27 protein-coding genes are annotated in these 24,766 nt (G+C 69.9%); 3 read left to right on the top strand and 24 right to left on the bottom strand.

The genetic code is table 11. The annotated features are described in order from the left end of the window. Positions 1–104 precede the first annotated feature (104 nt). On the top strand, positions 105–653 hold the full coding sequence (locus BKA16_RS12900; RefSeq protein ID WP_183371026.1) for a M23 family metallopeptidase: 549 nt from the start codon (positions 105–107) through the stop codon (positions 651–653). On the opposite strand, the gene BKA16_RS12895 is transcribed toward BKA16_RS12900, so the two are convergent. Then, the gene (locus BKA16_RS12895) at positions 601–1,485 is read right to left on the bottom strand and encodes a tyrosine recombinase XerC (protein ID WP_183371025.1); all 885 of its coding nucleotides are present in this window, start codon (positions 1,483–1,485) and stop codon (positions 601–603) included. The two genes, BKA16_RS12900 and BKA16_RS12895, sit on opposite strands and share 53 nt — an antisense overlap. A gap of 27 nt (positions 1,486–1,512) precedes the next feature. Further along, a complete protein-coding gene (locus tag BKA16_RS12890; RefSeq protein ID WP_183371024.1) occupies positions 1,513–2,319 on the bottom strand; it encodes a siderophore-interacting protein in 807 nt (268 codons plus the stop codon). Between the two features lie 235 nt (positions 2,320–2,554). Between BKA16_RS12890 and BKA16_RS12885 the strand changes: the two genes are divergently transcribed. Further along, a complete protein-coding gene (locus BKA16_RS12885) occupies positions 2,555–3,109 on the top strand; it encodes a hypothetical protein (protein ID WP_183371023.1) in 555 nt (184 codons plus the stop codon). Positions 3,110–3,132: 23 nt separating this feature from the next. On the opposite strand, the gene dprA is transcribed toward BKA16_RS12885, so the two are convergent. The 12 genes from dprA to rpsP all read right to left on the bottom strand — a co-directional run bounded on the left by dprA (position 3,133) and on the right by rpsP (position 11,961). Beyond that, complete coding sequence (gene dprA / locus BKA16_RS12880) at positions 3,133–4,266, bottom strand: DNA-processing protein DprA (RefSeq protein ID WP_183371022.1); 1,134 nt, start codon at positions 4,264–4,266, stop codon at positions 3,133–3,135. Next, the gene (locus BKA16_RS12875) at positions 4,263–5,777 is read right to left on the bottom strand and encodes a YifB family Mg chelatase-like AAA ATPase (RefSeq protein WP_183371021.1); all 1,515 of its coding nucleotides are present in this window, start codon (positions 5,775–5,777) and stop codon (positions 4,263–4,265) included. The genes dprA and BKA16_RS12875 overlap by 4 nt, the downstream gene beginning before the upstream one ends. 8 nt (positions 5,778–5,785) lie before the next feature. Beyond that, positions 5,786–6,181, bottom strand: a complete 396-nt coding sequence (locus BKA16_RS12870; RefSeq protein WP_183371020.1) for a YraN family protein — start codon at positions 6,179–6,181, stop codon at positions 5,786–5,788. 134 nt (positions 6,182–6,315) lie between these two features. Beyond that, positions 6,316–6,627 (bottom strand): DUF2469 domain-containing protein, encoded by a 312-nt coding sequence (locus BKA16_RS12865; RefSeq protein ID WP_183371019.1) that lies wholly within the window; start codon positions 6,625–6,627, stop codon positions 6,316–6,318. After that, positions 6,627–7,286 (bottom strand): ribonuclease HII, encoded by a 660-nt coding sequence (locus BKA16_RS12860; protein WP_183371018.1) that lies wholly within the window; start codon positions 7,284–7,286, stop codon positions 6,627–6,629. Before BKA16_RS12860 ends, BKA16_RS12865 begins: the two co-directional genes overlap by 1 nt. A 21-nt stretch (positions 7,287–7,307) precedes the next feature. Next, the gene (gene lepB, locus BKA16_RS12855; RefSeq protein WP_183371017.1) at positions 7,308–8,099 is read right to left on the bottom strand and encodes a signal peptidase I; all 792 of its coding nucleotides are present in this window, start codon (positions 8,097–8,099) and stop codon (positions 7,308–7,310) included. Between the two features lie 82 nt (positions 8,100–8,181). Then, positions 8,182–8,523: a 50S ribosomal protein L19 gene (gene rplS, locus BKA16_RS12850; RefSeq protein WP_183371016.1), complete on the bottom strand. Its 342-nt coding sequence runs from the start codon at positions 8,521–8,523 to the stop codon at positions 8,182–8,184. 189 nt (positions 8,524–8,712) lie between these two features. Beyond that, the gene (locus BKA16_RS12845; RefSeq protein ID WP_183371015.1) at positions 8,713–9,939 is read right to left on the bottom strand and encodes a hypothetical protein; all 1,227 of its coding nucleotides are present in this window, start codon (positions 9,937–9,939) and stop codon (positions 8,713–8,715) included. A gap of 86 nt (positions 9,940–10,025) precedes the next feature. Beyond that, positions 10,026–10,703 (bottom strand): tRNA (guanosine(37)-N1)-methyltransferase TrmD, encoded by a 678-nt coding sequence (gene trmD, locus BKA16_RS12840; protein WP_183371014.1) that lies wholly within the window; start codon positions 10,701–10,703, stop codon positions 10,026–10,028. A 6-nt stretch (positions 10,704–10,709) separates the two neighbouring features. Beyond that, the gene (gene rimM / locus BKA16_RS12835) at positions 10,710–11,246 is read right to left on the bottom strand and encodes a ribosome maturation factor RimM (RefSeq protein WP_183371013.1); all 537 of its coding nucleotides are present in this window, start codon (positions 11,244–11,246) and stop codon (positions 10,710–10,712) included. 8 nt (positions 11,247–11,254) lie between these two features. After that, positions 11,255–11,497, bottom strand: a complete 243-nt coding sequence (locus tag BKA16_RS12830; RefSeq protein ID WP_161896119.1) for an RNA-binding protein — start codon at positions 11,495–11,497, stop codon at positions 11,255–11,257. Continuing rightward, entirely contained in the window at positions 11,494–11,961 is a 468-nt protein-coding gene (gene rpsP / locus BKA16_RS12825) for a 30S ribosomal protein S16 (protein ID WP_183371012.1), read from the bottom strand. The genes BKA16_RS12830 and rpsP overlap by 4 nt, the downstream gene beginning before the upstream one ends. Before the next feature lie 281 nt (positions 11,962–12,242). On the opposite strand from rpsP, the gene BKA16_RS12820 reads away from it, so the two are divergent. After that, the gene (locus BKA16_RS12820) at positions 12,243–12,899 is read left to right on the top strand and encodes a hypothetical protein (RefSeq protein ID WP_183371011.1); all 657 of its coding nucleotides are present in this window, start codon (positions 12,243–12,245) and stop codon (positions 12,897–12,899) included. A 9-nt stretch (positions 12,900–12,908) separates the two neighbouring features. On the opposite strand, the gene BKA16_RS12815 is transcribed toward BKA16_RS12820, so the two are convergent. The 10 genes from BKA16_RS12815 to ftsY form a co-directional block, all read right to left on the bottom strand. Further along, positions 12,909–13,979 carry an amidohydrolase family protein gene (locus BKA16_RS12815; RefSeq protein ID WP_183371010.1) on the bottom strand — a complete coding sequence of 357 codons (1,071 nt, stop codon included), beginning with the start codon at positions 13,977–13,979 and terminating at the stop codon, positions 12,909–12,911. A gap of 13 nt (positions 13,980–13,992) precedes the next feature. Next, the gene (gene ffh / locus BKA16_RS12810; RefSeq protein ID WP_183371009.1) at positions 13,993–15,573 is read right to left on the bottom strand and encodes a signal recognition particle protein; all 1,581 of its coding nucleotides are present in this window, start codon (positions 15,571–15,573) and stop codon (positions 13,993–13,995) included. Positions 15,574–15,648: 75 nt separating this feature from the next. Further along, positions 15,649–16,041, bottom strand: a complete 393-nt coding sequence (locus BKA16_RS12805) for a DUF2752 domain-containing protein (protein ID WP_183371008.1) — start codon at positions 16,039–16,041, stop codon at positions 15,649–15,651. A 69-nt stretch (positions 16,042–16,110) separates the two neighbouring features. Next, positions 16,111–16,608, bottom strand: coding sequence for an NINE protein (locus BKA16_RS12800; protein ID WP_246371757.1), 498 nt, complete (start codon positions 16,606–16,608; stop codon positions 16,111–16,113). Between the two features lie 89 nt (positions 16,609–16,697). Beyond that, positions 16,698–19,070, bottom strand: coding sequence for a [protein-PII] uridylyltransferase (locus BKA16_RS12795; RefSeq protein WP_183371007.1), 2,373 nt, complete (start codon positions 19,068–19,070; stop codon positions 16,698–16,700). Further along, positions 19,045–19,383, bottom strand: a complete 339-nt coding sequence (locus tag BKA16_RS12790) for a P-II family nitrogen regulator (RefSeq protein WP_183371006.1) — start codon at positions 19,381–19,383, stop codon at positions 19,045–19,047. The genes BKA16_RS12795 and BKA16_RS12790 overlap by 26 nt, the downstream gene beginning before the upstream one ends. A gap of 69 nt (positions 19,384–19,452) precedes the next feature. Beyond that, entirely contained in the window at positions 19,453–20,787 is a 1,335-nt protein-coding gene (locus BKA16_RS12785) for an ammonium transporter (protein ID WP_183371005.1), read from the bottom strand. A 147-nt stretch (positions 20,788–20,934) separates the two neighbouring features. After that, positions 20,935–22,554, bottom strand: coding sequence for an acyl-CoA dehydrogenase family protein (locus tag BKA16_RS12780; protein ID WP_183371004.1), 1,620 nt, complete (start codon positions 22,552–22,554; stop codon positions 20,935–20,937). Then, a complete protein-coding gene (locus BKA16_RS12775) occupies positions 22,551–23,180 on the bottom strand; it encodes a TetR family transcriptional regulator (RefSeq protein ID WP_183371003.1) in 630 nt (209 codons plus the stop codon). Before BKA16_RS12775 ends, BKA16_RS12780 begins: the two co-directional genes overlap by 4 nt. 88 nt (positions 23,181–23,268) lie before the next feature. Next, positions 23,269–24,762, bottom strand: a complete 1,494-nt coding sequence (ftsY, locus tag BKA16_RS12770) for a signal recognition particle-docking protein FtsY (protein ID WP_183371002.1) — start codon at positions 24,760–24,762, stop codon at positions 23,269–23,271. Positions 24,763–24,766 lie beyond the last annotated feature (4 nt).

Raw genomic sequence — 24,766 nt, 5'->3', positions numbered from 1 at the left:
GGCCAGACTACTCCGATCGGCTTGGACCAGGCAAATCAGTGACGATCGGCGCGGAGCGCGGCGCGTCGCGGAACCGGCGCCCTCGGCGACGCGTCTGACCTTGTATGAGGACTCTTCGCATTCTGGCGGTGCTGTGCGCGACGCTGCTGCTCGCATCCGTCGGGGCGGCCGGCTCGGCGCCCGCCTCCCGGTACGACTGGCCGCTCGCACCGCGACCGCGGGTGCTGCGCGGTTTCGACCCGCCGGCCCACCGATGGCTGGCCGGTCATCGCGGGGTCGACCTGGCCGGTGTCGCGGGCGCCGCGGTGCTCGCCGCGCGGGCGGGCACCGTGCACTTCGCCGGCAGCGTCGGAGGCAAGCCGACGGTGTCGATCCTGCACGGTGACGGGCTGCTGACGACCTACGAGCCGGTCGTCGCACAGGTGCGCCGCGGCGATCACGTCGGGCGGGGCCAGGTGGTCGGCACACTGCGGGACGGGCACGAGGGCTGCGCAGCCGCGGCCTGCCTGCACTGGGGCGCACGTCGCGGCAGCGGGACGTCCGCGGTGTACCTGGATCCTCTGGGCCTGCTCGGCGTCCTGCGCGTCCGACTGAAACCGCTCAAGCCCGAGGATGCGCCTGATCGTGCACGGCCCGCAGCCGCTCCACGCTGACGTGCGTGTACAGCTGGGTCGTCGCCAGGGACGAGTGACCGAGGAGTTCCTGGACGACTCGCAGATCGGCGCCTCCCTCCAGGAGATGGGTCGCGGCGCTGTGCCGCAGACCGTGCGGTCCGATGGAGTTGCCGTCGCCGTCGTCGGTGGCCCGATGGACCACGGTGCGCGCCATCCGCTGATCCAGGCGTCCGCCCTTGACGCCGAGCACGAGCGCCTCCCCCGAGGCCGCGGTCGCCAGCGCGGGACGACCCGTGCGCAACCAGTCGTCGAGGGCCTGCGCGGCTGGCCCGCCGTACGGGGCGGTGCGCTGCCGGTCGCCCTTGCCGATCACCCGGATCACGCGCCGCTCGGCGTCGACGTCGCCGAGGTCGAGACCGCACAGTTCTCCCACTCGGATGCCGCACGAGTACAGCAGTTCGACGATCAGCCGATCACGGAGTCCGACCGGATCGGACGGACCGGCCGCGGCGTCGACGGCCGCGACGGCCTGCTCCGGTGCGAGGACGTGGGGCAGTACGCGATGCGCTTTCGGCGCCTGCAGGCGCGCCGCCGGATTGCTCGCAAGGATCTCTTCGCGGACCGCCCACGTGCAGAAGGTCTTGGCCGACGACACCTGGCGGGCGATCGAGGTGCGCGCCGATCCGCGTCGAGTGTGTTCGGCCAGCCAGGACCGGAGCAGCGGCAGGTCGATGTCGGCGATCGCGACGCCGCGTGCCCCGGCGAAACTGATCAGCCCGCGGACATCGCCGAGGTAGGCGCGCACCGTGTGTTCACTGCGTGCCTTCTCGTACCGCAGGTGATCGGCGAATGCGTCCAGAACGTCGGCCATGGTCCCCAGGGTAGGCCAGGACGGAGATCAGACCTTGGACCACTTCTCCTCGTCGGCCTGGTTGATCGCGACCTGTTCGGCCTTCCATGCGCGGAAACCGTCCTCGGTGCGGCCGCGTCGCCAGTATCCGGAGATGGAGCCCGCGCGCTCCGCGCTGACGCCGCGCTCCTTGCGGACGTAGGGGCGCAGGTTCTTCATGACGGCCTGCGCCTCGCCGTGGATGAAGACGTGCGGTTCACCGTCGAGCCATTCAGCGGACTTGACCGCGGCGATGATCGGCGCGTTGTCGCCCGCGGCCTCGTCTGGCGCCTCGAACGACGAGTAGCCGCGGTGGACCCAGGTGATCTCGGCACCCGCGGGTGCGGCGATGTCGATCTCGTCCTCCGGACCGGCCACCTCGATGAACACCTTGGCGATCGCGTCCGCGGGCAGCGCTTCGACCGCCGCGGCCACCGCGGGCAGTCCGGCCTCGTCGCCGACGATCAGATGCCAGGGCGCCGCCGGGTCGGGCCGGTACTTGCTGCCCGGTCCGAGGAAGGTGACGCTCTCCCCCGGCTGCACTCGCGCGGCCCACGGTCCGGCGACGCCCTCGTCGCCGTGGACGACGAAGTCGATGGCGAGTTCGCGCGCCTGCTGGTCGTAGGTGCGGACCGTGTACGTCCGCAGCACCGGCTCGTCGCGGTCGGGGACCGCGAATTGAATCTTCACGTACATGTCGGTGTGCTCGGTGGCCTGGAAGTCGTCGAACCCTTCACCGCCGAGCCAGATCCGCCGGATGTGTCCGGTCAGGTCCTCGGTGCGCAGCACCGTCATCGTGTTCTGCCGCTTGGCCATTGAACAGCCTCCTTCTTAGGCGATCCTAACCACTCGGTGTCGGCGCTCGCCACGCGGCCCGGTCGGTGCCCGCACAGATCCTACGCCGACGCGGGCGCCGATCGCGGCGGACGCGCGCGCACAGACCAGCGTCTCCGCAGGTTAAGGCCGGGCGGCGGGGGTCCTGATCGAACCGTCGCGCACGCGTCCGACGAAGCCTCCGGAGGCGCTGTGCCGCAGTCGGCACAATGGTCGTATGCGTGCCCGTGCGTTCGTCATCGCTCTGACCGGTGTCGCAGTCGTCGCGTGCGGTCCTGTCGGCGACGACGGACGCGCCGACGCGGTCACCGCCGAGTTGCGGTCCGGTCGCGACGTGTACCGGTCCGGCACCGCTCCCCGACTGTCGTTGACCGTGCACAACGACACCCAGGGTTCGTGCTCGATCCCCAAGCACGGCATCGGTAGTCTCCTCGTCACGTCGATCACGCGCGACGGGACCGCCATCGCATCCGCGTCTCGGTCGATCCCGACGTTCGCGCCGCCGCTCGATGCGGTGCGAGCAGCGCTGAGTCCGCTGGCGGGCGGCGAGTCGACCGCACTCGACGTCGAGACGCAGTCGAGCCCGGCCGCCGTCGTCAGCCATCGCATCGAAGCGAACGGCACGATGTCGGCGACGACGTGGCCCGTCGATCGGCCGGGAGAATACACGGTGACCGCCGCTCTGCGCATTCCCGACGACGCGTCGCACACCGGTCTGCCACCGCTGTGTGCGGTCCCGGGTACGAGTTCGGTCGGGTTCACGGTGGAGTGAGCGACGCGCGAGCGGATGCGGATTCACCGCCGCAGCCGCCACAGACCACCGTCCTCCTCGACCAGTGTCTCGACGTCGAGCGCGGCCAGCGCGCGACGGACGGCGTCGACGGGAATGCCCGCGCGGAAGGAGATCTCGTCGATCGACATCGGCTCGCGGGCGGGCAGCGCTTCGACCACACGGAACTGATCGGGCGGCAAATCGTCGGTGCGACGGGTCGGCGCGCGGCCGCGCGGATCCTCCCCGTCGGGCGCGACGAGCGATGCGACCTGGTCGACGTCAGCGACCAGGACCGCCTGACCGTCCGCGATCATCGCGTGCGTGCCGACCGACGTCGCGCTGGTGACCGCTCCGGGAACCGCTCCCAACGGACGGCCGAGCCTGGTGGCCCAGGCAGCCGTGTTCGCCGCACCGGACCGGCGACCGGCCTCGACGACGACCGTCGCGCCCGCGAGCGCCGCCACCAGCCGGTTGCGCGTGAGGAATCGGTGCTTGGCCGCCGTCGTGCCCGGCGCGTACTCGGACACGATCAGACCGCGCGCGGCGATCTCCTGGAGCAGGCGCGCATGACCGGCCGGGTAGTCGCGGTCGATGCCGCACGCGAGGACCGCGACGGTGAACCCGCCCGCGGCCAGCGCGCCGCGGTGCGCCGCACCGTCGATCCCGTATGCGCCGCCGGACACGACGGTCCGCCCCTGCGCCGAGAGTCCGGATGCGAACCGACCGGCGACGTACTCCCCGTACGACGACGCGGCACGCGAACCGACGAGCGCGACGGCAGCGTCGCCGAGTGAGGCGAGCGACCCGGGACCGCGCGCCCAGAGCGCGAGGGGACCGCCGCCACGCACGGCCGTCGACGCCCTGTCGAGTACGGCCAACGACCACGCGGGCCACTCCTCGTCGGCGGGCGTCACCAGACGGGCGCCGATGCGGTCGGCCGTCTCGACGTCGCGTTCACCGGTGTCGGTCGCATACCTCGCCTCGGTCGCGGCGAGCGCCGCGAGGTGGCCGGCGGGGACCTTCCGCGATCGGACGGCGTCGGCCGCGGCCACCGCGCCGACCGCGGTCACCAGCTCGATCACCGATGCGGCGGGCGGTTCGGCCACCGCGGTCAGATACGCCCACGCCCGGCGTTCGGCGTCGTCCATCGTGCTCATCTGGTTCCCCGATCCCGGTACATGAGTGCTTGGGTCACATCGTCGACGTCGGGCATTGCGGCGCCTCGCAGATCGGCGAGGGTCCAGGCCAGTCGCAGGGCCCGATCGGCACCGCGAGCGGTGATCCGTCCCTGTCCGAGGAACATCTCGACGGGTCGCATCGCGCCGGGCGCCAGCCGGTATCGACGCCGCAGTGCGCTGCCGGGGACCTCGGCGTTCGTCAGCCACCGGTGTTCTCGCCACCGATCGCGCGCCGCTCCCCGCGCCTGCGCGACACGTGCCGCGACGACCGCCGTCGACTCGCCCTGTTCGGTCATCAGAGCCGCATTGCCGGGCGGCTCCATCTGCACGCGGATGTCGACGCGGTCCATCAACGGACCGGACAGTCGTCCGAGGTAACGGCGTCGGACGATGGACGTGCAGACGCAGTCGACGTCGTTGACCGGAGCGCACGGGCACGGGTTGGCGGCGAGGATCAGCTGGAAGCGCGCCGGATACACCGCGGTCCCGTCCCGCCGGGACACTCGGACGACGCCGTCCTCGAGCGGCTGCCGGAGCGCATCGAGGACTTTGGCGCCCATCTCGGCGCACTCGTCCAGGAACAGGACGCCGCGGTGTGCTTTGGAGACCGCCCCGGGTCTGGCCATTCCGGTGCCTCCGCCGAGGAGCGCGGTGACGCTCGCGCTGTGGTGCGGGGCGATGAACGGCGGCGTCTGGATCAACGGGTGATGAGCGGGCAGGGTGCCGGCGACCGAGTGGATCGCGGTCACCTCCAGCGATTCGTCGGCGTCGAGCGGCGGCAGGATGCCCGGGAGCCTGCTCGCCAGCATCGTCTTGCCGATCCCCGGAGGTCCCGTCATCAGGATGTGGTGGGAGCCTGCCGCGGCGACCTCCAGCGCATGTCTGGCCGCCGGTTGTCCGACGACATCGGCCATGTCCGGAATCACCGGGGCTCGCGGCGCCGGGTCGTGGTCGGTCACGGTGTCGAGGACCCGTTCGCCCGCGAGCCAGGCGACGACGTCCGCGAGCGCGTCCGCGCCGCCGATCTCGAGCCCGTCGACGAGTGTGGCCTCGCGAACGTTGGCGATCGGGACGACGGCCCGCGTGAATCCCGCGTCCCGTGCCCCGAGCAGCAGCGGAAGCACACCCGGCACCGGCCGCAGACGGCCGTCCAGCGCGAGCTCGCCGATCAGCACCGTCTCCCCGAGCAGCGCGGTCTGCGCCGCACCGAGCGCGACCAGGATCGAGATCGCCATCGGAAGATCGAAACCCGCACCGGACTTCGGCAGGTTCGCCGGGGCCAGCGCGACGACGACCTTCTTGTCCGGAAACGTCACACCGCTGTTGCCGATGGCCGCCCGGATCCGGTCCTTGGCCTCCTTCAACGACGCGTCCGCGCTGCCGCTGATGGTGAACCCGGGCAACCCGCTGCTGATGTTGGCCTGGATCTCGATGGCGTCCGCGGCGAACGCGTTGAGCCCCACCGAATGCACCCGACCCAGCGTGGTCATCGCCGGGCCTAGTCGACGACGCCGGTGTGGTGCGCCAGCGTCGCGCGTTCGAGGTCGTCCGGATCGGCGAGATCGAGTCGGATCGACACGATGTCGAACCGGATCGTCGGCCAGAACCGGTCCTGCTCGGACAGCCACTGGCGCGTCACCCGCCGCATGGTCCGCAGCTTCTGCGGCGTCACCGCGGCGGCCGGATCGTCGAACGTCCTACTGGCGCGCGTCTTGACCTCGACGACCACCAACGTGTCGCCGTCGGCCGCGATCAGATCGAGTTCGCCGTACCGGGTGCGCCAGTTGCGGTCCAGGACCGTCCAGCCGAGCCCCGCGATGTACTCGGCGGCCACGTCCTCGCCGAGTCGACCGATTTCTCTGCGCCGGTCCGGGCGCCTGGTTGTCTCCCCCATGCCACGACGATGACCCCCACATCCGACCGACGGAAGACGGTTTCGGCCGCGAACGCCGATCTGTGGACGACGAGAAAGCCATGCACAGATTCACCTGCGGGTTCAGATCTCCCGGACTCGCCGTCAGCGGTCGATCACGGCTCGTCGGGCAGACGAAGCTCCGACTTCTCGAGCTCTTCGACGTTGACGTCCTTGAAGGTGACCACCCGGACCTGCTTGACGAAGCGGGCCGGGCGGTACATGTCCCACACCCAGGCGTCGGTCATGTGGATCTCGAAGTAGACCTCGCCGTCGCTGCTGCGCGGAATGAGGTCGACGCCGTTCGCGAGGTAGAACCGGCGCTCGGTCTCCACGACGTAGGTGAACTGGCCGACGATGTCCTTGTACTCCTTGTACAGGGACAGCTCCATCTCGGCTTCGTACTTCTCGAGATCTTCAGCGCTCATCATGCAAGCCTATCGCGGACGTTCCGGTACGAGATGCGGTGCTCGCGCGACGGCCCCAGCGCGTCGAGTCGAGACATGTGGTGGGCCGTGCTGTACCCCTTGTGAACGGCGAAGTCGTAGCCGGGGACGGTGTCGTCGAGTTCCACCATGATGCGGTCGCGTGTGACCTTCGCGAGCACCGACGCGGCGGCGATGCACGCGGCGTTCGCGTCGCCTCCGATCACCGGCAACGACGGCGCCCCCAGGCCGGGAACCTTGAAGCCGTCGGACAGGACGTATCCCGGCGGCACGTCGAGGCCGGCGACGGCCCGTCGCATGCCCTCGATGTTCGCCACGTGCACGCCGATCCGGTCGACTTCGCCGGCCGGGATCACGACGACCTCGTAGCTGACCGCGTGGCGGGTCACCGCGTCGAACAACCGCTCGCGGGTGGCCTCCGAGAGCTTCTTCGAGTCGTCGAGATCGGCCAGCGACTTGAGTTGCGATGTGCCGAGCACGCAGGCCGCGACGACGAGCGGGCCGGCACACGCCCCACGACCGGCCTCGTCGACTCCGGCCACGGGGCCGAGCCGATGACGCGCCAACGTGAACTCCAGCGTCCGCAGCGACGCCGCCCTGCGCACGGGAGAACGCGGCGGCCAACGATCGGTACGACTCATGATCTACGACGTCCGGACGGATCAGCCCTGCGGGTCGTGGTCGCCGACGCCGCCGAAGCGCGAGAACGGGTAGACGATCCAACGGACCTTGCCGCGGATGTCCGAGACCGGCACCGTGCCGTGATACTGATCCTCCTGGTGGAAGCGGGAGTCGGCCGAACTGGACCGGTTGTCTCCCATCACCCACACGTTGCCGTCGGGCACGGTGACCGGACCGAAGTCGTCGCCGTAGCACGATCCGGCGCCGAGCACCCCGTCGGTGTCGGTGGACGTCTGCGTCTGCAGTTCCCGGTCGATGTACGGCTCGTCGAGCGGCTTGCCGTTCACCGTGACGCCCTTGCCGTCGGCGTTATGGCATTCCACGGTCTGCCCGCCGGTCGCGATCACGCGTTTGACGAGGTTGTTCTCGTCCGGCGGCGAGAGGGCGAACCAGGAGAGCACGTCTTGGATCTTGTGCACCACCGCGTTCGACGACCGCGGCGACTCCCACATGCCGTCCCACGACTCCGACGGGGCCTTGAAGACGATGACGTCGCCCGGCTTCGGATCGCTGAACCGGTAGGAGATCTTGTCGATGATGATCCGGTCGTTGGTGCAGCCGGCGCAGCCGTGCAGCGTGGACTCCATCGACTCCGACGGCACCATGTACTGGCGGAAGAAGAACTGAGTGAAGACGAACATCAGCACCAGCACGATCGCGACCACGACGGCGACCTCTTTGACGAGCTTGCTCCACCCCGACGACTTCTCGTCGTCGGCGCCATCGTCGTCCTTGATGACGAACTTCTGGTCGTCGTCGGTGTTGTCTTCCACCCAGACAGCCTAGCGAACACGACGGCGGCCCCGGACCGAGGAGGTCCGGGGCCGCCGTGAAATGACGTACAGGGGCGTCAGATCAGCGCTTCTCTTTGATCTTGGCGGCCTTACCGCGCAGATCGCGCAGGTAGTACAGCTTGGCGCGACGGACGTCACCGCGGGTGATGACCTCGATCTTCGCGATGTTCGGGCTGTGCACCGGGAAGGTACGCTCCACACCGACGCCGAACGACACCTTGCGGACGGTGAAGGTCTCGCGGACGCCGCCGCCGTGGCGACGGATCACGACGCCCTTGAACACCTGGATGCGCTCCTTGGTGCCCTCGATGACCTTGACGTGTACGTCGAGGGTGTCGCCGGGGCCGAAGTCGGGCACATCGTCGCGAAGCGACTGCTTGTCGAGGAAGTCGAGGGTGTTCATGTCAGGTCCGTTCGTTCGGTGAGGCAGAGGAACCTGGCGGCCCGCTCGCAGTGGACTGCGGGGGTTCGACCGGTTCGTACCCGAATCACTGGTCTTCGTGCACTGCGCGACCGAGGACTCGATCGGCACAGGCAACCTGAGATATTCTGCCAGAAGATTCCCCGCATGCGAAATCGCCGCCGATACGGGTCACAGCGTGCGATCGATCTCCTGCTCCACCTCCGCATCGGCGACCGGTGCGGACTCGACGGCGCCGGTCGGCGGTGCGAGCACCGCGGGCGTCACCATCGGAGTGGAGCCGAGCAGGAGTTCGCCCTCGCGCAACGATCGCAGGTAGCCCGCCGTCGGCCGCGCGCGGTCCTCATCGTTGCGGCGGACCGCACCGGGACCCGCCGCGGGCGTCGCGGACGCTGTCCGAGCCGTCGACACCGGCTGTGCCGACGGTCCCCCGGTCTGCGGTGCGACGGTCGCCACCGCGCGCGGGGCCACCGAGGTCTGCGACGGTGCGCCCGGCACGGTCGGCGGTCCGCCGAGCGGCACGAACGGCGGCGCGTCCCCGTCGGTCGATCCGTTCGTCGCCCCGAGCGTCCACCCAGTGGTCGGTCGAATCGTCGAACCGGTCGTCGACGACGGTCGGGCCGTCGACGGGACGGGCGCCGGAGCACTGGACGCGGGCGCCGCGCCCGACGGCCCCTCCCCGCCGATCACGGATTCCACCGACGGAGACGGCGTCGGCGTGTCCATCGACGACGCCGTCGGGGCCGGGCCCGCGGGCCCGACGGTCGGAGTCCCGCCCGCGCCGCTCCCGGTCGGCGGCGTCACGGCACCGTCAGCGAACACGGGCCCGGCGAACACGCGCCCGGTCCCGACATCGCCGGACGCCGAGAGTGCGGACGGTCCCGTCACCGCGTCGACGCGCGTCCCGGCGATGCCGTCGACCCCGCCCGGCAGCGTGCCCGACACGCGGTCGCGCCGTTCGGTCGGTCGATCTCGCGCGGCGTTCTCGACGCTCGACGAGTTGCCCGCCATCGGCGCGTTGTACGTCGCCGCCATCAACTGGTGCACGGCCGCGCTGACGCGATCGGCCATCCCGGGACCTCCGGGCATCCGGCGAGCGACGGAGAGGCCGGCGATGCGCCCCTGCATCGACTCACTCGAGGCGAGCACTCCGGCCGTCTGCCCGAGGACCGCTCCGCCCTTGGTCAGGTGCTCGCCGGTGTCGGCCAGACGATCCACGAGATCGGCCGCGGCTCCTTCGGCGGCGCGCGCGGCACTGCCCGCCAGTCCGGGCGTCGGGGTGAACGCCTCGGTGAGCCGACCGGCGGCGGTCCGCACCGCGGCGACGATCCGCAGGATCTCTGCCGCATCGGCGCGCGCGGCGGCCGAGTCCATGCTGGCGATGCGTTCGAGGGCCACCTCGATATCCGTCCACACTGTCCCCACACAGGGTCAGACGCGCCGGGACCCCGTCGGGTTCCGCGACACGCCGAGGGCCATGCGGATCAGGGCAGTAGGTCGGGACGTCGTTCCCGGGTGCGTTCGAGCGACTGCTCGCGCCGCCAGGCCGCGACCCTCGCGTGGTCGCCGGAGAGCAGGACCGGCGGCACCTCGAGGTCGCGCCAGACCTGGGGACGCGTGTAACTGGGGCCTTCCAGAAGCCCGTCGGAGAACGAATCCTCTCGGTGCGACCGCGGGTTGCCGATCACACCGGGTATCAGACGCGTGGTGGCCTCGACCATCGCGAGCACCGCGACCTCGCCGCCGATGAGGACGAAGTCGCCGAGGGAGACCTCTTCGACGCGCACGCGGCGGGCGGCGTCGTCGAAGACACGCTGGTCGATGCCCTCGTAGCGGCCGCACGCGAAGACGAGGTGGTCTTCGGTGGACCATCGCTGCGCGGTCTCCTGGGTGAAGGGGCGGCCCGCGGGCGTCGGAACCACGAGCAGCGCGTCGTCGGGGCACACCGCGTCGAGCGCCTCGCCCCACACCTGCGGCTTCATCACCATGCCGGGACCGCCGCCGTACGGGGCGTCGTCGACGCTGTGGTGGACGTCGTAGGTCCACTCCCGCAGATCGTGGACACCGAACTCGAGGATGCCCGCATCGACGGCCTTGCCCAGGAGGGCGGCCTTCAACGGTTCGAGGTACTCCGGAAAGATCGTGACGACATCGAGCTTCATCGCGGGTCAGTCACGCTCCGAGACGGCGTCGTCGAGGTCGATGAGGCCGTCGGGCGGGTCGATCTCGATGCGCTCGCGCGTCACGGTCGGAACCATGGCGCGGACGAACGGAACCAGCACCTCGCGCCGGTCCGCGGTGCGGATCGCGAGGACGTCGCCCGCGGGCAGATGCAGAATCGATTCGAGGGTCCCCACCGGATCGCCCGCGACGGTCACCACGGTGGCGCCTTCGAGTTCGTGATCGTAGAACTCGTCGGGGTCGTCACCGGAGTCGACGTCTGCGGCGTCGACGACGAACAGGGTGCCGCGCAACGCGTCCGCGGCGGTGCGGTCGGACACGCCCTGCAACGACAGCAACAGCCGCCCGGAGTGGTTCCGGGCGGCTGTCACCGTGTATTCGGTCGAACCCGCGCCCTTCGGCGCACGCCCGAGCAGGCGTGCACCGACGGCGAAACGCGTCTGCGGGTCGTCGGTGCGAACGTCGACGACGATCTCCCCGCGGACGCCATGCGTCTTGACGACGCGGCCGACGACGAGGTCCATGGACCCGGTCAGCGGTCGGTGTCGACGATGTCGACGCGCATGCCGCGGCCACCGATGCCGGTGACCAGGGTGCGCAGCGCGGTTGCGGTGCGGCCGTTGCGACCGATCACCTTGCCGAGGTCCTCGGGGCTCACGTGGACCTCGACCATCCGGCCGCGACGGCCGGTGATCAGGTCGACGCGGACGTCGTCGGGGTTCGAGACGATCCCGCGGACCAGGTGCTCCACCGCGTCGGCGACGACAGTGCTCACGCCTGCGCCTTGTCCTCGCCGGCCTCGTCGGCGGCGGGAGCCTCGGCAGCGGCCTCGTCGGCCTTCTCCTCGGCCTTCTTGGCCTTCTTCTTGGCGGTGGTGGCGGCGACCGACGGCTCGTTCTCGGCGGCGGCGAGCGCGGCGTTGAACAGGTCGAGCTTGGACGGCTTCTCGGCAGCGGTCTTCAGGGTGCCCTCGGCGCCCGGCAGACCCTTGTGCTTCTGCCAGTCACCGGTCACCTTGAGGATGGCGGCGACGGGCTCGGTCGGCTGTGCGCCGACACCCAGCCAGTACTGAGCGCGCTCGGAGTCGACCTCGATCAGCGACGGCTCTTCCTTCGGGTGGTACTTGCCGATGGTCTCGATGACGCGACCGTTGCGACGGGTCCGCGCGTCGGCGACGACGATGCGGTACTGCGGGTTGCGAATCTTACCCAGGCGGGTGAGCTTGATCTTGACGGCCATGTGGCGTCTCCTTGTGTCACAGCGCAATTCAGCGACCCGCCGATGGTCGACGAGCCCGGTTTTGCGATCTCTTTCGGGGTGACCGCCGGTCGGCCGTAGCCGGTTCCGACGAACCGTCGATAGATTTTGCCAGAGATCGGGGCCGATACCCAAATGGCTCGCCCGGGGCACCCGCGTGGACGTGCACGAATGCCGCCCGGCGTTTCCGAAACGGTAGCGTGAAGCGGAATCGGCAGCCGATCGGCGGGTGCCGCACGACGGACCGGAGACCCGGAGAGCCCATGCTGCACGCTTTGTCGCTCGCATTCGTCGACTCCGTGAACGTTCTACTCATCGGTGTGCTGGTTGCCCTCGCGATCATGCTCGCGCCGGGCATGTACCGCAAGACCGCTCCCCTGCTGTTGATCGGGGACTGGCTCGGCGTTCTCCTCACGGCCGTTCTCGTGATGCTCGTCTTCGGCGGCCTCAAATCGGTCGTCGACGCGGTGATCGCATCACCGTTGTTCGGCATCCTGTTGATCCTGACCGGCGCTCTGACCGCATTCCTCACGTGGCGGGGCGGCGACTCGTCCGACCTCGTCGACCGCATACTCGAGCCGCTGCGGAGTCCCGGGCCGCTCACCGTCGTGGTCGGTCTCGTGCTCGGTGTGGCCCAGTCGGCGACGTCCGCGCCGTTCTACGCCGGCTTGGCGGTGTTGACCGCGAGCGACGTACCGACCGTGCACCAGTATCTGGGCCTGTTCCTGTACGCGAGCGTCGCGCTGATCCTGCCGTTCCTCGCCGGTCTGGCCCTCGTCATCGTCCGAGCGCGCCCCCATTCGTGGATCGGCCGCGTGTTCGCGCGGGCCCGATCGAATCAGGAGAAGGTCACCAGGGCCGCGGGCTGGCTGGTCACCGTGCTCCTCATCGCCATCGGCATCGGCCAGATCGTGCTCTGAGGTCCGCCGTCACGCCACCTTCTCCCCCGAGCACACGATGTGCACGGGACGGCGCAGCGTCGACAGGTCGCGTGACGGGTCGCTGTCGAGCACGAGGAAGTCGGCGCGCGCGCCGTCGGCGATGCCTGCCACGCCCAACCATTCGCGGGGCCGCACGGACGCCACCGAGAGCGCGTCGAGCGGCGACGAACCGATCTGCGTCAGCGCGTCGATCTCGTCGACGATCCGACCGTGGCGGATCGTGCCGCCCGCATCGGTGCCCGCGTAGATCCGGACTCCGGCCTCCCGCGCCTTGGCGACGGTGTCACGACCACGGGCGTGCAATGCGCGCATATTGGCCTGATAGACGGGATACCTGTCGGCGCCGTCGGCGATGTCGGGGAACGTGTCGAGCTGGATGAGTGTGGGCACTAGTGCCGTGTCGCGCCGCACCATCTCGTCGATGAGGTCCTCGCTCAGCCCGGTGCCGTGCTCCACCGAGTCGAATCCCGCGCCGATGATGTCGGGCAGCGCATCCGCGCCGAACACGTGCGCGGTGATCCGCGCGCCGTTCTCGTGCGCCGCGACGACGGCGGCCTCCAACTGCTCCCGCGTCCACAGCGGGGCGAGATCGCCGACGGATCGGTCGATCCAGTCGCCGACGAGCTTCACCCAGCCGTCGCCCGCCTTCGCCTGCGTCGCCACCTCCGCCGCGAGAGCGTCCGGATCGTCGAGTTCGACGCCGTAGTCGCGCAGATACCGCTTGGGCCGCGCGATGTGCTTACCGGCCCGCAGGAACTGCGGGCAGCGCGGATCGTCGTCGAGCGGGTGCGTGTCGACCGGCGAACCGACCTCGCGGATCAGCAGCGTGCCCGCCCGCACGTCCTGGTACGCGAGGCCGCGGGCCTGTTCGATGGTGACGCCGAGCCCCGGTGCGATGCCCACATGGTTGTGGGCGTCGACGAGGCCCGGCACGATCCAGCCGCCGTCGACCGCCGTGTCCGCGCCGGGAACCTCGTCGAACGAGACGACTCCGCCGGACACCCAGAACTCGAGCGGTTCGCCGGTGAACGGATCGGTGCCTGCGAAACGCTGCGCCACCACGGGAGGGCTCCTACTTCTTCGGGAACTTCAGGTTGTTCAGGTCGATGCCTTCGAGACCGGGCGGGAGCTGGTCGAGGCCCGGAGGCATGTTCGACAGGTCCATGCCGGGCGGCATCCCCATGCCGGGCGGCATGCCGGGGAATCCGCCGCGCATGCCCTTCGGCGGCGTCGGCCCCTTGTTCTTGCCCTTGCGGTTGTTCTTGCCGCCCTTGTTCTTGCCCTTGCGGTTGTTCTTCCGCTGGCCGCCGCCCATGCCCATGCGGCCGGACATCTGGGACATCATCTTGCGCGCCGCGAAGAAGCGGTCGACGAGCTGGTTGATGTCGGTGACGGTGACGCCGGAGCCGTTGGCGATGCGGATGCGGCGGGAGGCGTTGATGATCTTCGGGTTGGCGCGCTCCTCGGGCGTCATACCGCGGATGATCGCCTGGATCTTGTCGAGTTGCTTGTCGTCGACCTGCGAGAGCGCTTCCTTCATGTCGCCCGCACCGGGCAGCATGCCCAAGAGGTTCCCGATCGGACCCATCTTCCGGATCATCAGCATCTGCTGGAGGAAGTCCTCCAGGGTGAGTTCGCCCTGGCTGATCTTCTCGGCCGTCCGCTGTGCCTCGGCCTCGTCGAAGTGCTGTTCGGCCTGCTCGATCAGCGAGAGGACGTCGCCCATGCCGAGGATGCGACCGGCCATGCGATCCGGGTGGAAGACGTCGAAGTCCTCGAGCTTCTCACCGGTGGAGGCGAACATGATCGGGCGGCCGGTGATCTCGCGGACCGACAGGGCGGCGCCACCGCGGGCGTCGCCGTCGAGCTTGGTCAGGACCACACCGGTGAAGTCGACGCCCTCGGCGAACGCCTGGGCCGTGCTGACCGCGTCCTGACCGATCATCGCGTCGAGGACGAACAGGACCTCGTCGGGATTCGTGGCGTCGCGGATGTCCGAGGCCTGCTTCATCAGCTCGGCGTCGATGCCGAGACGACCGGCGGTGTCGATGATGACAACGTCGTACTGTCGGGCGCGCGCGTGCTCGAGACCGGCCTGAGCCACCTCGACGGCTTCCTTCGAACCGTCGACGCCGAGTTCGCCCTCTCCGCCGACATTGGTGCCCGCATGCGGTGCGAACACCGGGACGCCCGCTCGTTCGCCGACGATCTGCAGCTGCTGAACCGCGCCCGGACGCTGCAGGTCACAGGCGACGAGAAGCGGTGTGTGCCCCTGCTCCTTCAGCCAGTGCGACAGCTTCCCGGCCAGCGTCGTCTTACCGGCGCCCTGGAGGCCGGCGAGCATGATGACCGTCGGCGGGGTCTTCGCGAGCTGGATGCGGCGGGTCTCGCCGCCGAGGATCCCGACGAGTTCCTCGTTGACGATCTTGACGATCTGCTGTGCCGGGTTCAGCGCCGCCGACACCTCAGCGCCCTTGGCACGCTCCTTGATCCGCGAGATGAACGCACGGACGACGGGCAGCGACACATCGGCTTCGAGCAACGCGAGCCGGATCTCCCGCGCCGTCGCATCCACGTCGGCGTCGGTCAGTCGACCCTTGCCGCGCAGATCCTTCAGCGCACCTGTCAACCGGTCAGAAAGGGATTCGAACATTCCTCCATCTTTCCATGCCCGACGGCGTCCCCGTCGGCGCGGTCGCCGAGCGCGTCGACTCGACCGGTGAACCGGTCACGTGCCGACCGCCGCGCGCGCCACCGCGTAACCGAGCCAGGCGATCACCGCGACGACGACGAGCGGATGCCGCACCGCCCGACGCAGGTCCACCGCACCGTGACCCCGGCGACGACGGACGACGGCCGTCACCGCCGCGACGAGACTGAACGCGACCAACGGCGGCCCGAACGCGTGCGCGGCGAAAGCGGCCGGCAGGTCGCCGTGCATCGTGTAGACGAACGAGCGGGTCAGCCCGCACCCCGGACACGGCAGCCCGGTGAGACGCCGGAACGGACAGAGCACGGGTCCGTCGCCGACCGCGGACGTCGGAACACACGCGCCTACGACGACCGCGCCGATTCCGAGCGACGTCAGCAGCGCCGACTCCGACGTCCCCCGTATGAGCACGCCCGGCCGCCGCCCCGGTTGCGGAGACGAGGTCGGCGGAGGGACCGGATCAGCGAAGTCCGTCATCGGTCAGCGGAGCGCCCGGCCGTCCGAGTCGGGCACGTTGCGCATCGCGATCAGCACGAGGTCGATGAGAGCCCACACGCCGCAGCCTCCGAGGGTGAGGAGTTTGGCGACGCCCAGGCCGCTGTAGCCGAGATAGAAGCGGTCGATGCCGAGACCGCCGAGGAACAGCGACAGCAACAGTGCGGTCATCCACTCCTTGTCGGAGAACACTCCCGGCAGCGACGACGCCGGCTGGTACTGCTGGCCGTTCGACGCGCGGACCCCGTCCTCGGGCCTGAGCTGACGGTTCGCCGCCATCTGCGCGAGGGTCGGCAGATCGTACGGACCCAACTCCTGATCGAACGAGCGGACGAAGAACGTCGCCGGAGCATGATGACCCGGTCCCGGCGGCATGCCGGCCGGAGCGAACTGCGGCTGCTGTCCCTGCGGGTACGGGGGCGGCTGCTGGCCCGGGAACGGGGGCTGCTGGCCGGGCTGGAAGTTCGCGTTCGGATCAGTCATGGCACGAAAACTACCCCACTGCGGCGGCGAATAGAATCGCTGCTGACCAGCGTAATCCGATCGAATGACAGCCGTTCCGCCGACGCTCCTCAGCACGCCGCCAGCACCGCGGCCGCCACCGACTCGCGGGTCGCCGTCGAGTCGTCCGGCAGCCGCACACAGAACGTGTCGACGGCGGTGGCGCCCATGGTCGACACCGTCGCCCAGACGACATCGGCTCCGGCGAGTTCGAGTCCCGCCGACACGCGGGCCAGCAGCCCCTCGTCGTCACGGGCGCGCAGCTCGAGCAGATCGTGCCCGGTCCCGTCGTCGCGGAGCCACTCCACACGGGGCGGCGCCACCGCCCGGGACGCCGGGACTCCGGCGCGCCCCGTCCGCGCCGGTGCGACCCGCGCGGACGCCCGCTCGGCGAGCACCTCGTGCACGTCGATCGCGCCGTCGACGGCCGCGACCAGGCGTTGCCGCAGAACGACGGCGTCGGGCGGACCGCCGAACGTCGGAGCCACGACGAACCGGTCGATCGCATGGCCGGCGTGCGTGTCGACCGTCGCCGAATGCGCCTGCAGACCGGCCAGGGCGAGCACTCCGGCCATCTTCGACAGCATGCCCGCACCGTCCGGCGCGATCATCGTCACCACGGTCGTGCTCGGACTCTCGCCCGGCTCGGCGTGCACCTGCACCCCGCCGACCTCGGCCCGCGCCAGCACCCGCGGATCGAGCGGCTGGGGCGCCGGAACGGGCCGACCGCCCAGGTGCTCGACCACACGCTCGACCAGCCTGCCGATCAGCGTCGCCTTCCACTCGCCCCACACTCCGGGACCGGTCGCACGAGAGTCCGCCTCGGCGAGTGCGCCGAGCAACTCCACGAGGACACCGTCGTGTCCGACCTGGTCGGCGACCCACGCGACGGTCGCCGGATCGTTCACGTCGCGGCGAGTGATGACACGCGGCAGCAGCAGATGCAGACGCACCGCCTCCACGAGCAGGCGACGATCCTCCGGCCACAGCCCCAGGCGCTCGGCGACACCGGCCGCCAGTTCGGCGCCGACCTCGCTGTGGTCCCGGCCGCGCCCCTTGCCGATGTCGTGCAACAGCGCCGCGAGCAGCAGCAGGTCCGGGCGCGACACACTCGTCGTGAGCGCCCCGGCCTGTGCGACCGCCTCCATGAGATGTCGGTCGACGGTCCACGTGTGCACCGCGTCGCGCGGCGGCAGATCGCGGATCGCGGCCCACTCCGGAAGAATCCGCTCCCACAGACCGGTCGCGTCCAATGCTTCGACGGCGTCGATGAGATCGTCGCCGGAGGCCAACAGCACCAGGAGCTCAGACAGGTCCTCGGCGGGCCACGGCTCCGGAATCGGCGCCGCGTAGGCCGCCAGCCGCGACAACACCGACGCGTTGATCGGCAACCGGTTGCGCGCCGAGGCGCTCGCCACACGCAGCACCAGCCCGGGGTCGCCGCTGGGCATCGCGGTCTTGGCGAGCACCACCTCTCCGCCGTGTTCCACCACGCCCTCGTCCAATGGCCTGCGCATCGGCATCCGCCGCAGCCGAGACAGGCCGCGGCGACCGACGGCGTTCTGCGCGGTCCGCAGTCCGGCGTCGACGGCGTACGACGCGGTGCGCGCCGCACCGCTGATCATGCGGGCGAGGTCGAAGCGGTCGCCGACCTCGAGCACCGCGGCGATCTCGTCGGCGTCCTGGGCCCGCACCTGATCGCGGGACCGCCCGGCGATCAGGTGGAGTTCGGTGCGCACGGCGAGCAGGTCGTCGTACGCCGCGCGGAGCGGCGACTCCGGCCGTCCCGGGTCGAGGCGCCCTAGACCGTCGGTGAGATGGGCGAGGGCGAGGGCGTCGAGCAGTTGCACGTCGCGGAGACCGCCGCGGCCGTTCTTCAGATCGGGTTCGGCGCGATGCGCGATGTCGCCGGTCCGGTCCCACCGAGCGCGGGCGCCGTCGATCACCTCGGGCAGTCGCATCCGCGCTTCGGCCCGCCACAGCGCCCGCACCGACGAGATCATCAGCGCGGCGAGGTCTTCGTCGCCCGCGACGAACCGCGCGTCGAGCAGACCCAGCGCGGCCGTCACGTCCTCGCGTGCGACCTTCATGGCCTCCGGGACCGACCGAACGCTGTGGTCGAGACCGATGCCTGCGTCCCAGATCGGATACCAGAAACCGTCCGCGACCTCGGACAGTCGGTCGCGGTTCCGGTCGTCGTGAACCAGGATCAGATCCAGATCGGAGTGGCCGACCAACTCCCGACGGCCCAGGCTGCCGACCGCAACGATCGCGAAACCGCCGCCGTCGACCACCCCGAGCTCGGCGGCCCGATCGACCAGCCAGCCCTCGGTCCGATCCGCGAGCGCATCGCGCAGATCCTGTCCGTGGACCTCACCGCGCAACAGGCCGTCCCGCGAGTCCGCGAGCGCCTGGGCGCTAGATCGCGTCGGGTCCGCGTTCACCGGTCCGCACCCGGATGATCGTGTCCACCGGTGTCACCCAGACCTTCCCGTCGCCGATCTTGCCGGTGCGCGCGGCGTCGACGATGGTCTCGGTGACCTGATCGATGAGATCGTCGTCGACGACCACCTCGACGCGGACCTTGGGGACGAAGTCGACCGCGTACTCGGCACCGCGGTACACCTCGGTGTGCCCCTTCTGCCGGCCGTAGCCCTGCACCTCGCTGACGGTCATGCCGACGATGCCGACCTGTTCCAGGGCCGCCTTGATGTCTTCGAGCGTGAACGGCTTGACGATTGCGGTGATCAGCTTCATGGTTTGAACCTTCCCTCTCCTTCGAGCCTAGTGCGCGATTGCCGCCCTCCCGCAACGGGTTCGGCGCCCCTATGCGGTCTCATACGCACTCTCCGCGTGCTCAGCTGCGTCGATGCCGCTGAATTCGGCTTCGCGATCGACGCGCCAGCCCAGCGGTTTGAGAGCGAACGCGATGGCCGCGGTCAGCACACCGGTGAACGCGAGTGCGACCACCGCGATGACCGTCTGGACCGCGAGCTGACGAGCGTCGTGGCCGTAGAGCAGACCGGTGTCCTTGGCGAGCAGACCGATGCCGATCGTGCCCCACAGACCGGACACCAGGTGCACGCCGACCACGTCGAGCGAATCGTCGAATCCGAAGCGGTACTTGAGTCCGATCGCCAACGCCGACAGTCCGCCGGCCACCAGCCCGAGGAGCAGCGAACCCAGCGGGGTCAACGCCCCGCAGGCCGGGGTGATCGCGACGAGACCCGCGACGACGCCGGATGCCGCGCCCACACTGGTCGCGTGCTTGTCGCGGAACCACTCCACGGCGAGCCAGCCGACCATCGCCGCGGCGGTACCGGCGACGGTGTTGATCCACACCAGACCGGCGGTCGCGTCCGCGGCCAGTTCCGACCCCGCGTTGAAGCCGAACCAGCCGAACCACAGGAGCGCCGCGCCGAGCATCACGAACGGGATGTTGTGCGGGCGGAACGCGGTGCGTCCGAATCCGCGCCGCTGTCCCACGACCAGCGCGAGGACCAACGCGGCGATGCCGGCGTTGATGTGCACGACGGTGCCGCCGGCGAAGTCGATCGGCGCGACGGTCGCCGCACCGTCGGTGGTGCCGAACATCCACGCCGCGATACCGTCCTCCGAGCCCGACAACAGACCGCCGCCCCACACCATGTGGGCGAGCGGGAAGTAGACGATGGTCGAGAACGCGACGGCGAAGACGATCCACGTCGAGAACTTGACGCGCTCGGCCACCGCGCCGCTGATCAGGGCCACGGTCAGGACCGCGAACGTCAACTGGAACGCCATGAAGACCAACGCCGGGATGCCGGTGGTCCCCCACACCACGACGTGGGTGGCGTCCCCGACCTCTCGTGCCTGTGTCAACTGGTCGGATCCGAAGAGCGCGAACGGATTGGAGAAGATACCCGCGATGTCGCCGCTGCCGGTGAGCGTGTTCCCGAACGACATCGAGAATCCCCACAGGACGTAGACGACGGTCACCGCGCCGAGTGCCCCGAACGACATCATCATCATGTTCAGGACCGCTTTGGCACGGGTCAGTCCGCCGTAGAAGAACGCCAGCGCGGGAGTCATCAGAAGCACGAGAGCCGCGCTCACGATGACCCAGGCCGTGTTCCCGGTGTCGATGGCGCCGAACACGTCGTCCGGCAATGCTGCATTCACTTTCCGCAAACCTCCTCACCCGTCGGTGTTCGACGTGTGAGGAAAGGTTCTCGCGTGCAGATTTCCTGACCGGTGCGCTCGTGTTTCCGCCCGGTCACACCCGGCGGTCCGGTATTTCGGGCGTGTTACGACGGGCGACACCGCACCTCAGGCGCGCGCGGCGATCGCGGCGAGGTCCAAGCGGGGGTCGAGCACCCCGTACATCTGTCCGGCGTCCTCGAGTCGGCCCGCGACGAAGGCGTCCGCCACGACCGACGGCGCCTGCCGGATCAGAATGGAGCCCTGCAACGCCAGGGCCAACGACTCGGTGAGCCTGCGGGCGATGGCGGGCGCCCCGGCGGGGTCGGCGCCCGCCTGCGCGACGAGCTTGCGGGTCCGTTCCACGTGCAGGTCGTAACCGTGGTGCTGTCCGAGGGCGAGGTCGAACTCCGCGTCGAGCGCCTCCACCGACAGCGGATCACGGACCATGGCGCGCAGCACGTCGAGCGCGATCACATTGCCCGATCCCTCCCACACCGCCATCACCGGCTGCTCGCGGAATCGGCGGGCCAGCGGGAACGCCTCCGTGTAGCCGTTGCCGCCGAGGCATTCGAGCGCCTCATAGGCGTGGTTGGGGCCGCGCTTGCACACCCAGTACTTGCCGACGGCGGTCGCCAGGCGCCGGAAGGCCTGCGACTGGTCGGAGTCGTCGTCGTAGGCCGCGGCCAGGCGCATCGCCGTCCAGGTGGCCGCCTCGGCTTCGAGTTGCAGATCGGCGATCACCGCGGTCATCGCCGGCTGATCGATGAGCGTCGCCCCGAACGCGGAGCGGTTGCGCACGTGCCACGCGGCCTCGGCGACCGACTGGCGCATGCCCGCGGCACTGCCGAGCGCACAGTCCAGGCGGGTCTGATTGACCATCTCGATGATCGTGCGGACGCCCGCGCCCTCGTCGCCCAGACGCCATCCGATCGTGTCCGAGAACTCGATCTCGCTGGACGCGTTCGACTTGTTGCCGAGTTTGTCCTTGAGCCGCTGGATCGCGAAGACGTTGCGCGTGCCGTCGGGAAGGGTGCGCGGGACGACGAAGCAGGTGACCCCCGGCTCGGTCTTGGCCAGGACGAGGAACGCGTCCGACTGCGGCGCCGAGCAGAACCACTTGTGGCCGGTGATCCGATACGTGCCGTCGCCGTTGTCGGTGGCCCGCGTGGTGTTGGCACGGATGTCCGAACCGCCCTGCTTCTCGGTCATCGCCATGCCGAAGATCGCGGACGGTTTGGCCGGATCGGCCAGGCTCGGGTCGTAGTCGGTCGACAGGGTGCGGGGCACCCACCGCTCGGCGAGCACCGGGTCGATGCGCAGCGACGGGACGACGGCGTGCGTCATGCTGACCGGGCAGGCGTGCCCTGGCTCGATCTGACCGAACTGGGTGAACATCGCGGCGCGGGCCACGTGTGCGCCCGCGCGCGGATCGGCCCAACAGCTCGTATGCGCGCCGTGTGCGATCGCATCGCCGATGATCCGGTGGTACGCCGGGTGGAACTCGACCTCGTCGACGCGATTGCCCCATCTGTCGTGCGTGTGCAGCGTCGGTGTGATCGTGTTGGCGAGATCGGCGTCCCGTTGGAAGTCGGCGCGACCGACGAGGGCGCCCGCGGCGGCGAGACGCTCGTCGGCCCACCCCGCACCGTAGGCCTCGACGGCCTCGGTCAGTGGACGATTGCTCAGGTACTCGTTGACGTCGACGCGCGGCGGCGCCTGATTGAACACCTCGTGGGTTGCGGTCATGACCTCTCCTTCTCAGTGGCGCCCAGGGCTCGGAAGCAGAACGCGCGGATGGTGTCGAGCAGGGCGTCGGGATCGTCGGCGACCGGCGGCGCGATGTCGGGGTTCAGCGCACCGACGAGCGATTCGGAGATCGCGCCGAGCAGCGCGGACGCGGTGACCCCGGCGTCCTGGGGAATGAACACACCGGCCGCCACGCCATCGTCGATCACCTGCGCACCGAGGTCGCGGTACCACCGCCGTAGACGCAGCCGTTGCGCGTCGACGGCGGGGATCACCGGCTCGAACAGCAGCGACCACGCGAGGCGACGCCCGCGCAGCGCACGTTCGGCGAAGGTGACGATCAGCGCGTCGAGCCGCGCCACCGGCGAGTCCGCGGCGTCGACCGCCGCCGACACCCGCGCGAACTCGTACTCGGCCGTGTCTCGGAACACCTCGGCGAGCAGTGTGTCCCGGTTGTCGAAGTACGAGTACACCGAGCCGACGCTGACGCCGCTCCCCTCGGCGATCGCCGCGACGGTGGCGGCCGAGAATCCCGACTCGGCGACCAGACCGCGCGCCGCCGACAGCATCGCGGCGCGTTTCGCCTGCGCGCTGCGTCGCGTGTTCTCGGTGGGCCGGTACGCCACTCGTCGCTCCTCACGAAAGATTGAACCCTGCTTCACTCCTTGTCTACCAAGGATTGAAGCAGGATTCAATGGTTGCGGAGGGGAACCGCTACAACAGCGCGTCGACGAACGCCTCGGGCTCGAACGGCGCAAGATCGTCGGCGCCCTCGCCGAGGCCGACGAGCTTCACCGGGACGCCGAGCTCCTCCTGGATCCGGAAGACGATGCCGCCCTTGGCCGTTCCGTCGAGTTTGGTCAGGACCACACCGGTCAGGGAGACCACCTCGCCGAAGACCTTGGCCTGCATCAGGCCGTTCTGTCCGACGGTCGCGTCGAGGACGAGCAGTACCTCGTCGACCTCGACCTTCTTCTCCACGACGCGCTTGACCTTGCCGAGTTCGTCCATCAGACCGGCCTTGGTGTGCAGGCGGCCGGCCGTGTCGATGAGGACGACGTCCACGCCGTCGTCGATGCCGGTCGAGACGGCGTCGAACGCCACCGACGCCGGATCGGCGCCCTCCTTGCCTCGGACGATGCCCGCGCCGACGCGCTCGCCCCAGGTCTGGAGCTGGTCGGCGGCGGCGGCGCGGAAGGTGTCGGCGGCACCGAGCGTGACCCGACGCCCGTCGGCGACGAGGACGCGGGCCAGCTTGCCCGTGGTCGTGGTCTTACCGACGCCGTTCACGCCGACCACGAGGACCACGGCCGGGCCGTTCGCATGAGGGAGTGCCCGGACCGACCGGTCGAGATCGGGATGCAGCTGCTCGACGAGGATGCGCTTGAGCGCGGCGCGCGCGTCGTCGGCCGTGCGGACCTTGCCCGCGGCGAGCTCCTCCCGGAGCCGTTCGACGACGGTGGAGGTGGCCGCGGTGCCGAGGTCGGCCATGACGAGCGTGTCCTCGATCTCCTCCCACGAGTCCTCGTCGAGGTCTCCGGCACCCAGCAGGCCGAGAACGCTCGCGCCGATCGCACCCTGCGACCGCGACAGGCGCCCGCGCAGACGCGACAGACGTCCGGCGGTCGGCTCGATCTCGTCGAGCTGCGGTTCGGGTTCGGGCTTCTGCTCGACAGCGGGTTCGGGGACGGCAGGTTCGGGGACGACATCCGGCTCCGACTCCGGCTCCGGCGTCGGCTCTGTCTCGACCTTCGGCCCCGTCTCTACGTCCGGCCCAGCCTCGACCTTCGGCTCAGTCTCGACCTTCGGCTCAGTCTCAACCTCCGGCCCGGTCTCTACCTCTGGCTCAGTCTCTACATCGGGCCCAGTCTCGACCTCGGGCGTCGGCGCGACCGGCCCGGGATCGGATGTCGGCGCAGGCTCCGGCTTCGGCTCGGGTTTCGGCTCCGGCTCCGGCTTCGGCTCCGGTTTCGGCTTGTCGATCGTCGCCGACCCTCCGCCGCCCTGGCTGAAGTTGAAGCCCGATCCGGCCTTGTATCCGCCGGATCTGTCGACCTCGCGGACGGTGCCGTCGGTCGGCTCCATCTGAGCAGGCTTGTCGGTGATCGAGATCTGCCGCTTGCGGTTGACCACATAACCGACCACGCCGATCAGAATGATCAGCGCGACCACTCCGACGACGATGCCGATCAGGACTTCAGTACTCACTGGG

Origin of the sequence: Gordonia humi (assembly GCF_014197435.1) — a bacterium.
GTDB lineage: Bacteria > Actinomycetota > Actinomycetes > Mycobacteriales > Mycobacteriaceae > Gordonia > Gordonia humi.
Note: the sequence above shows the minus strand (reverse complement) of the source record. Positions and strands in the feature narration are given on the sequence as shown.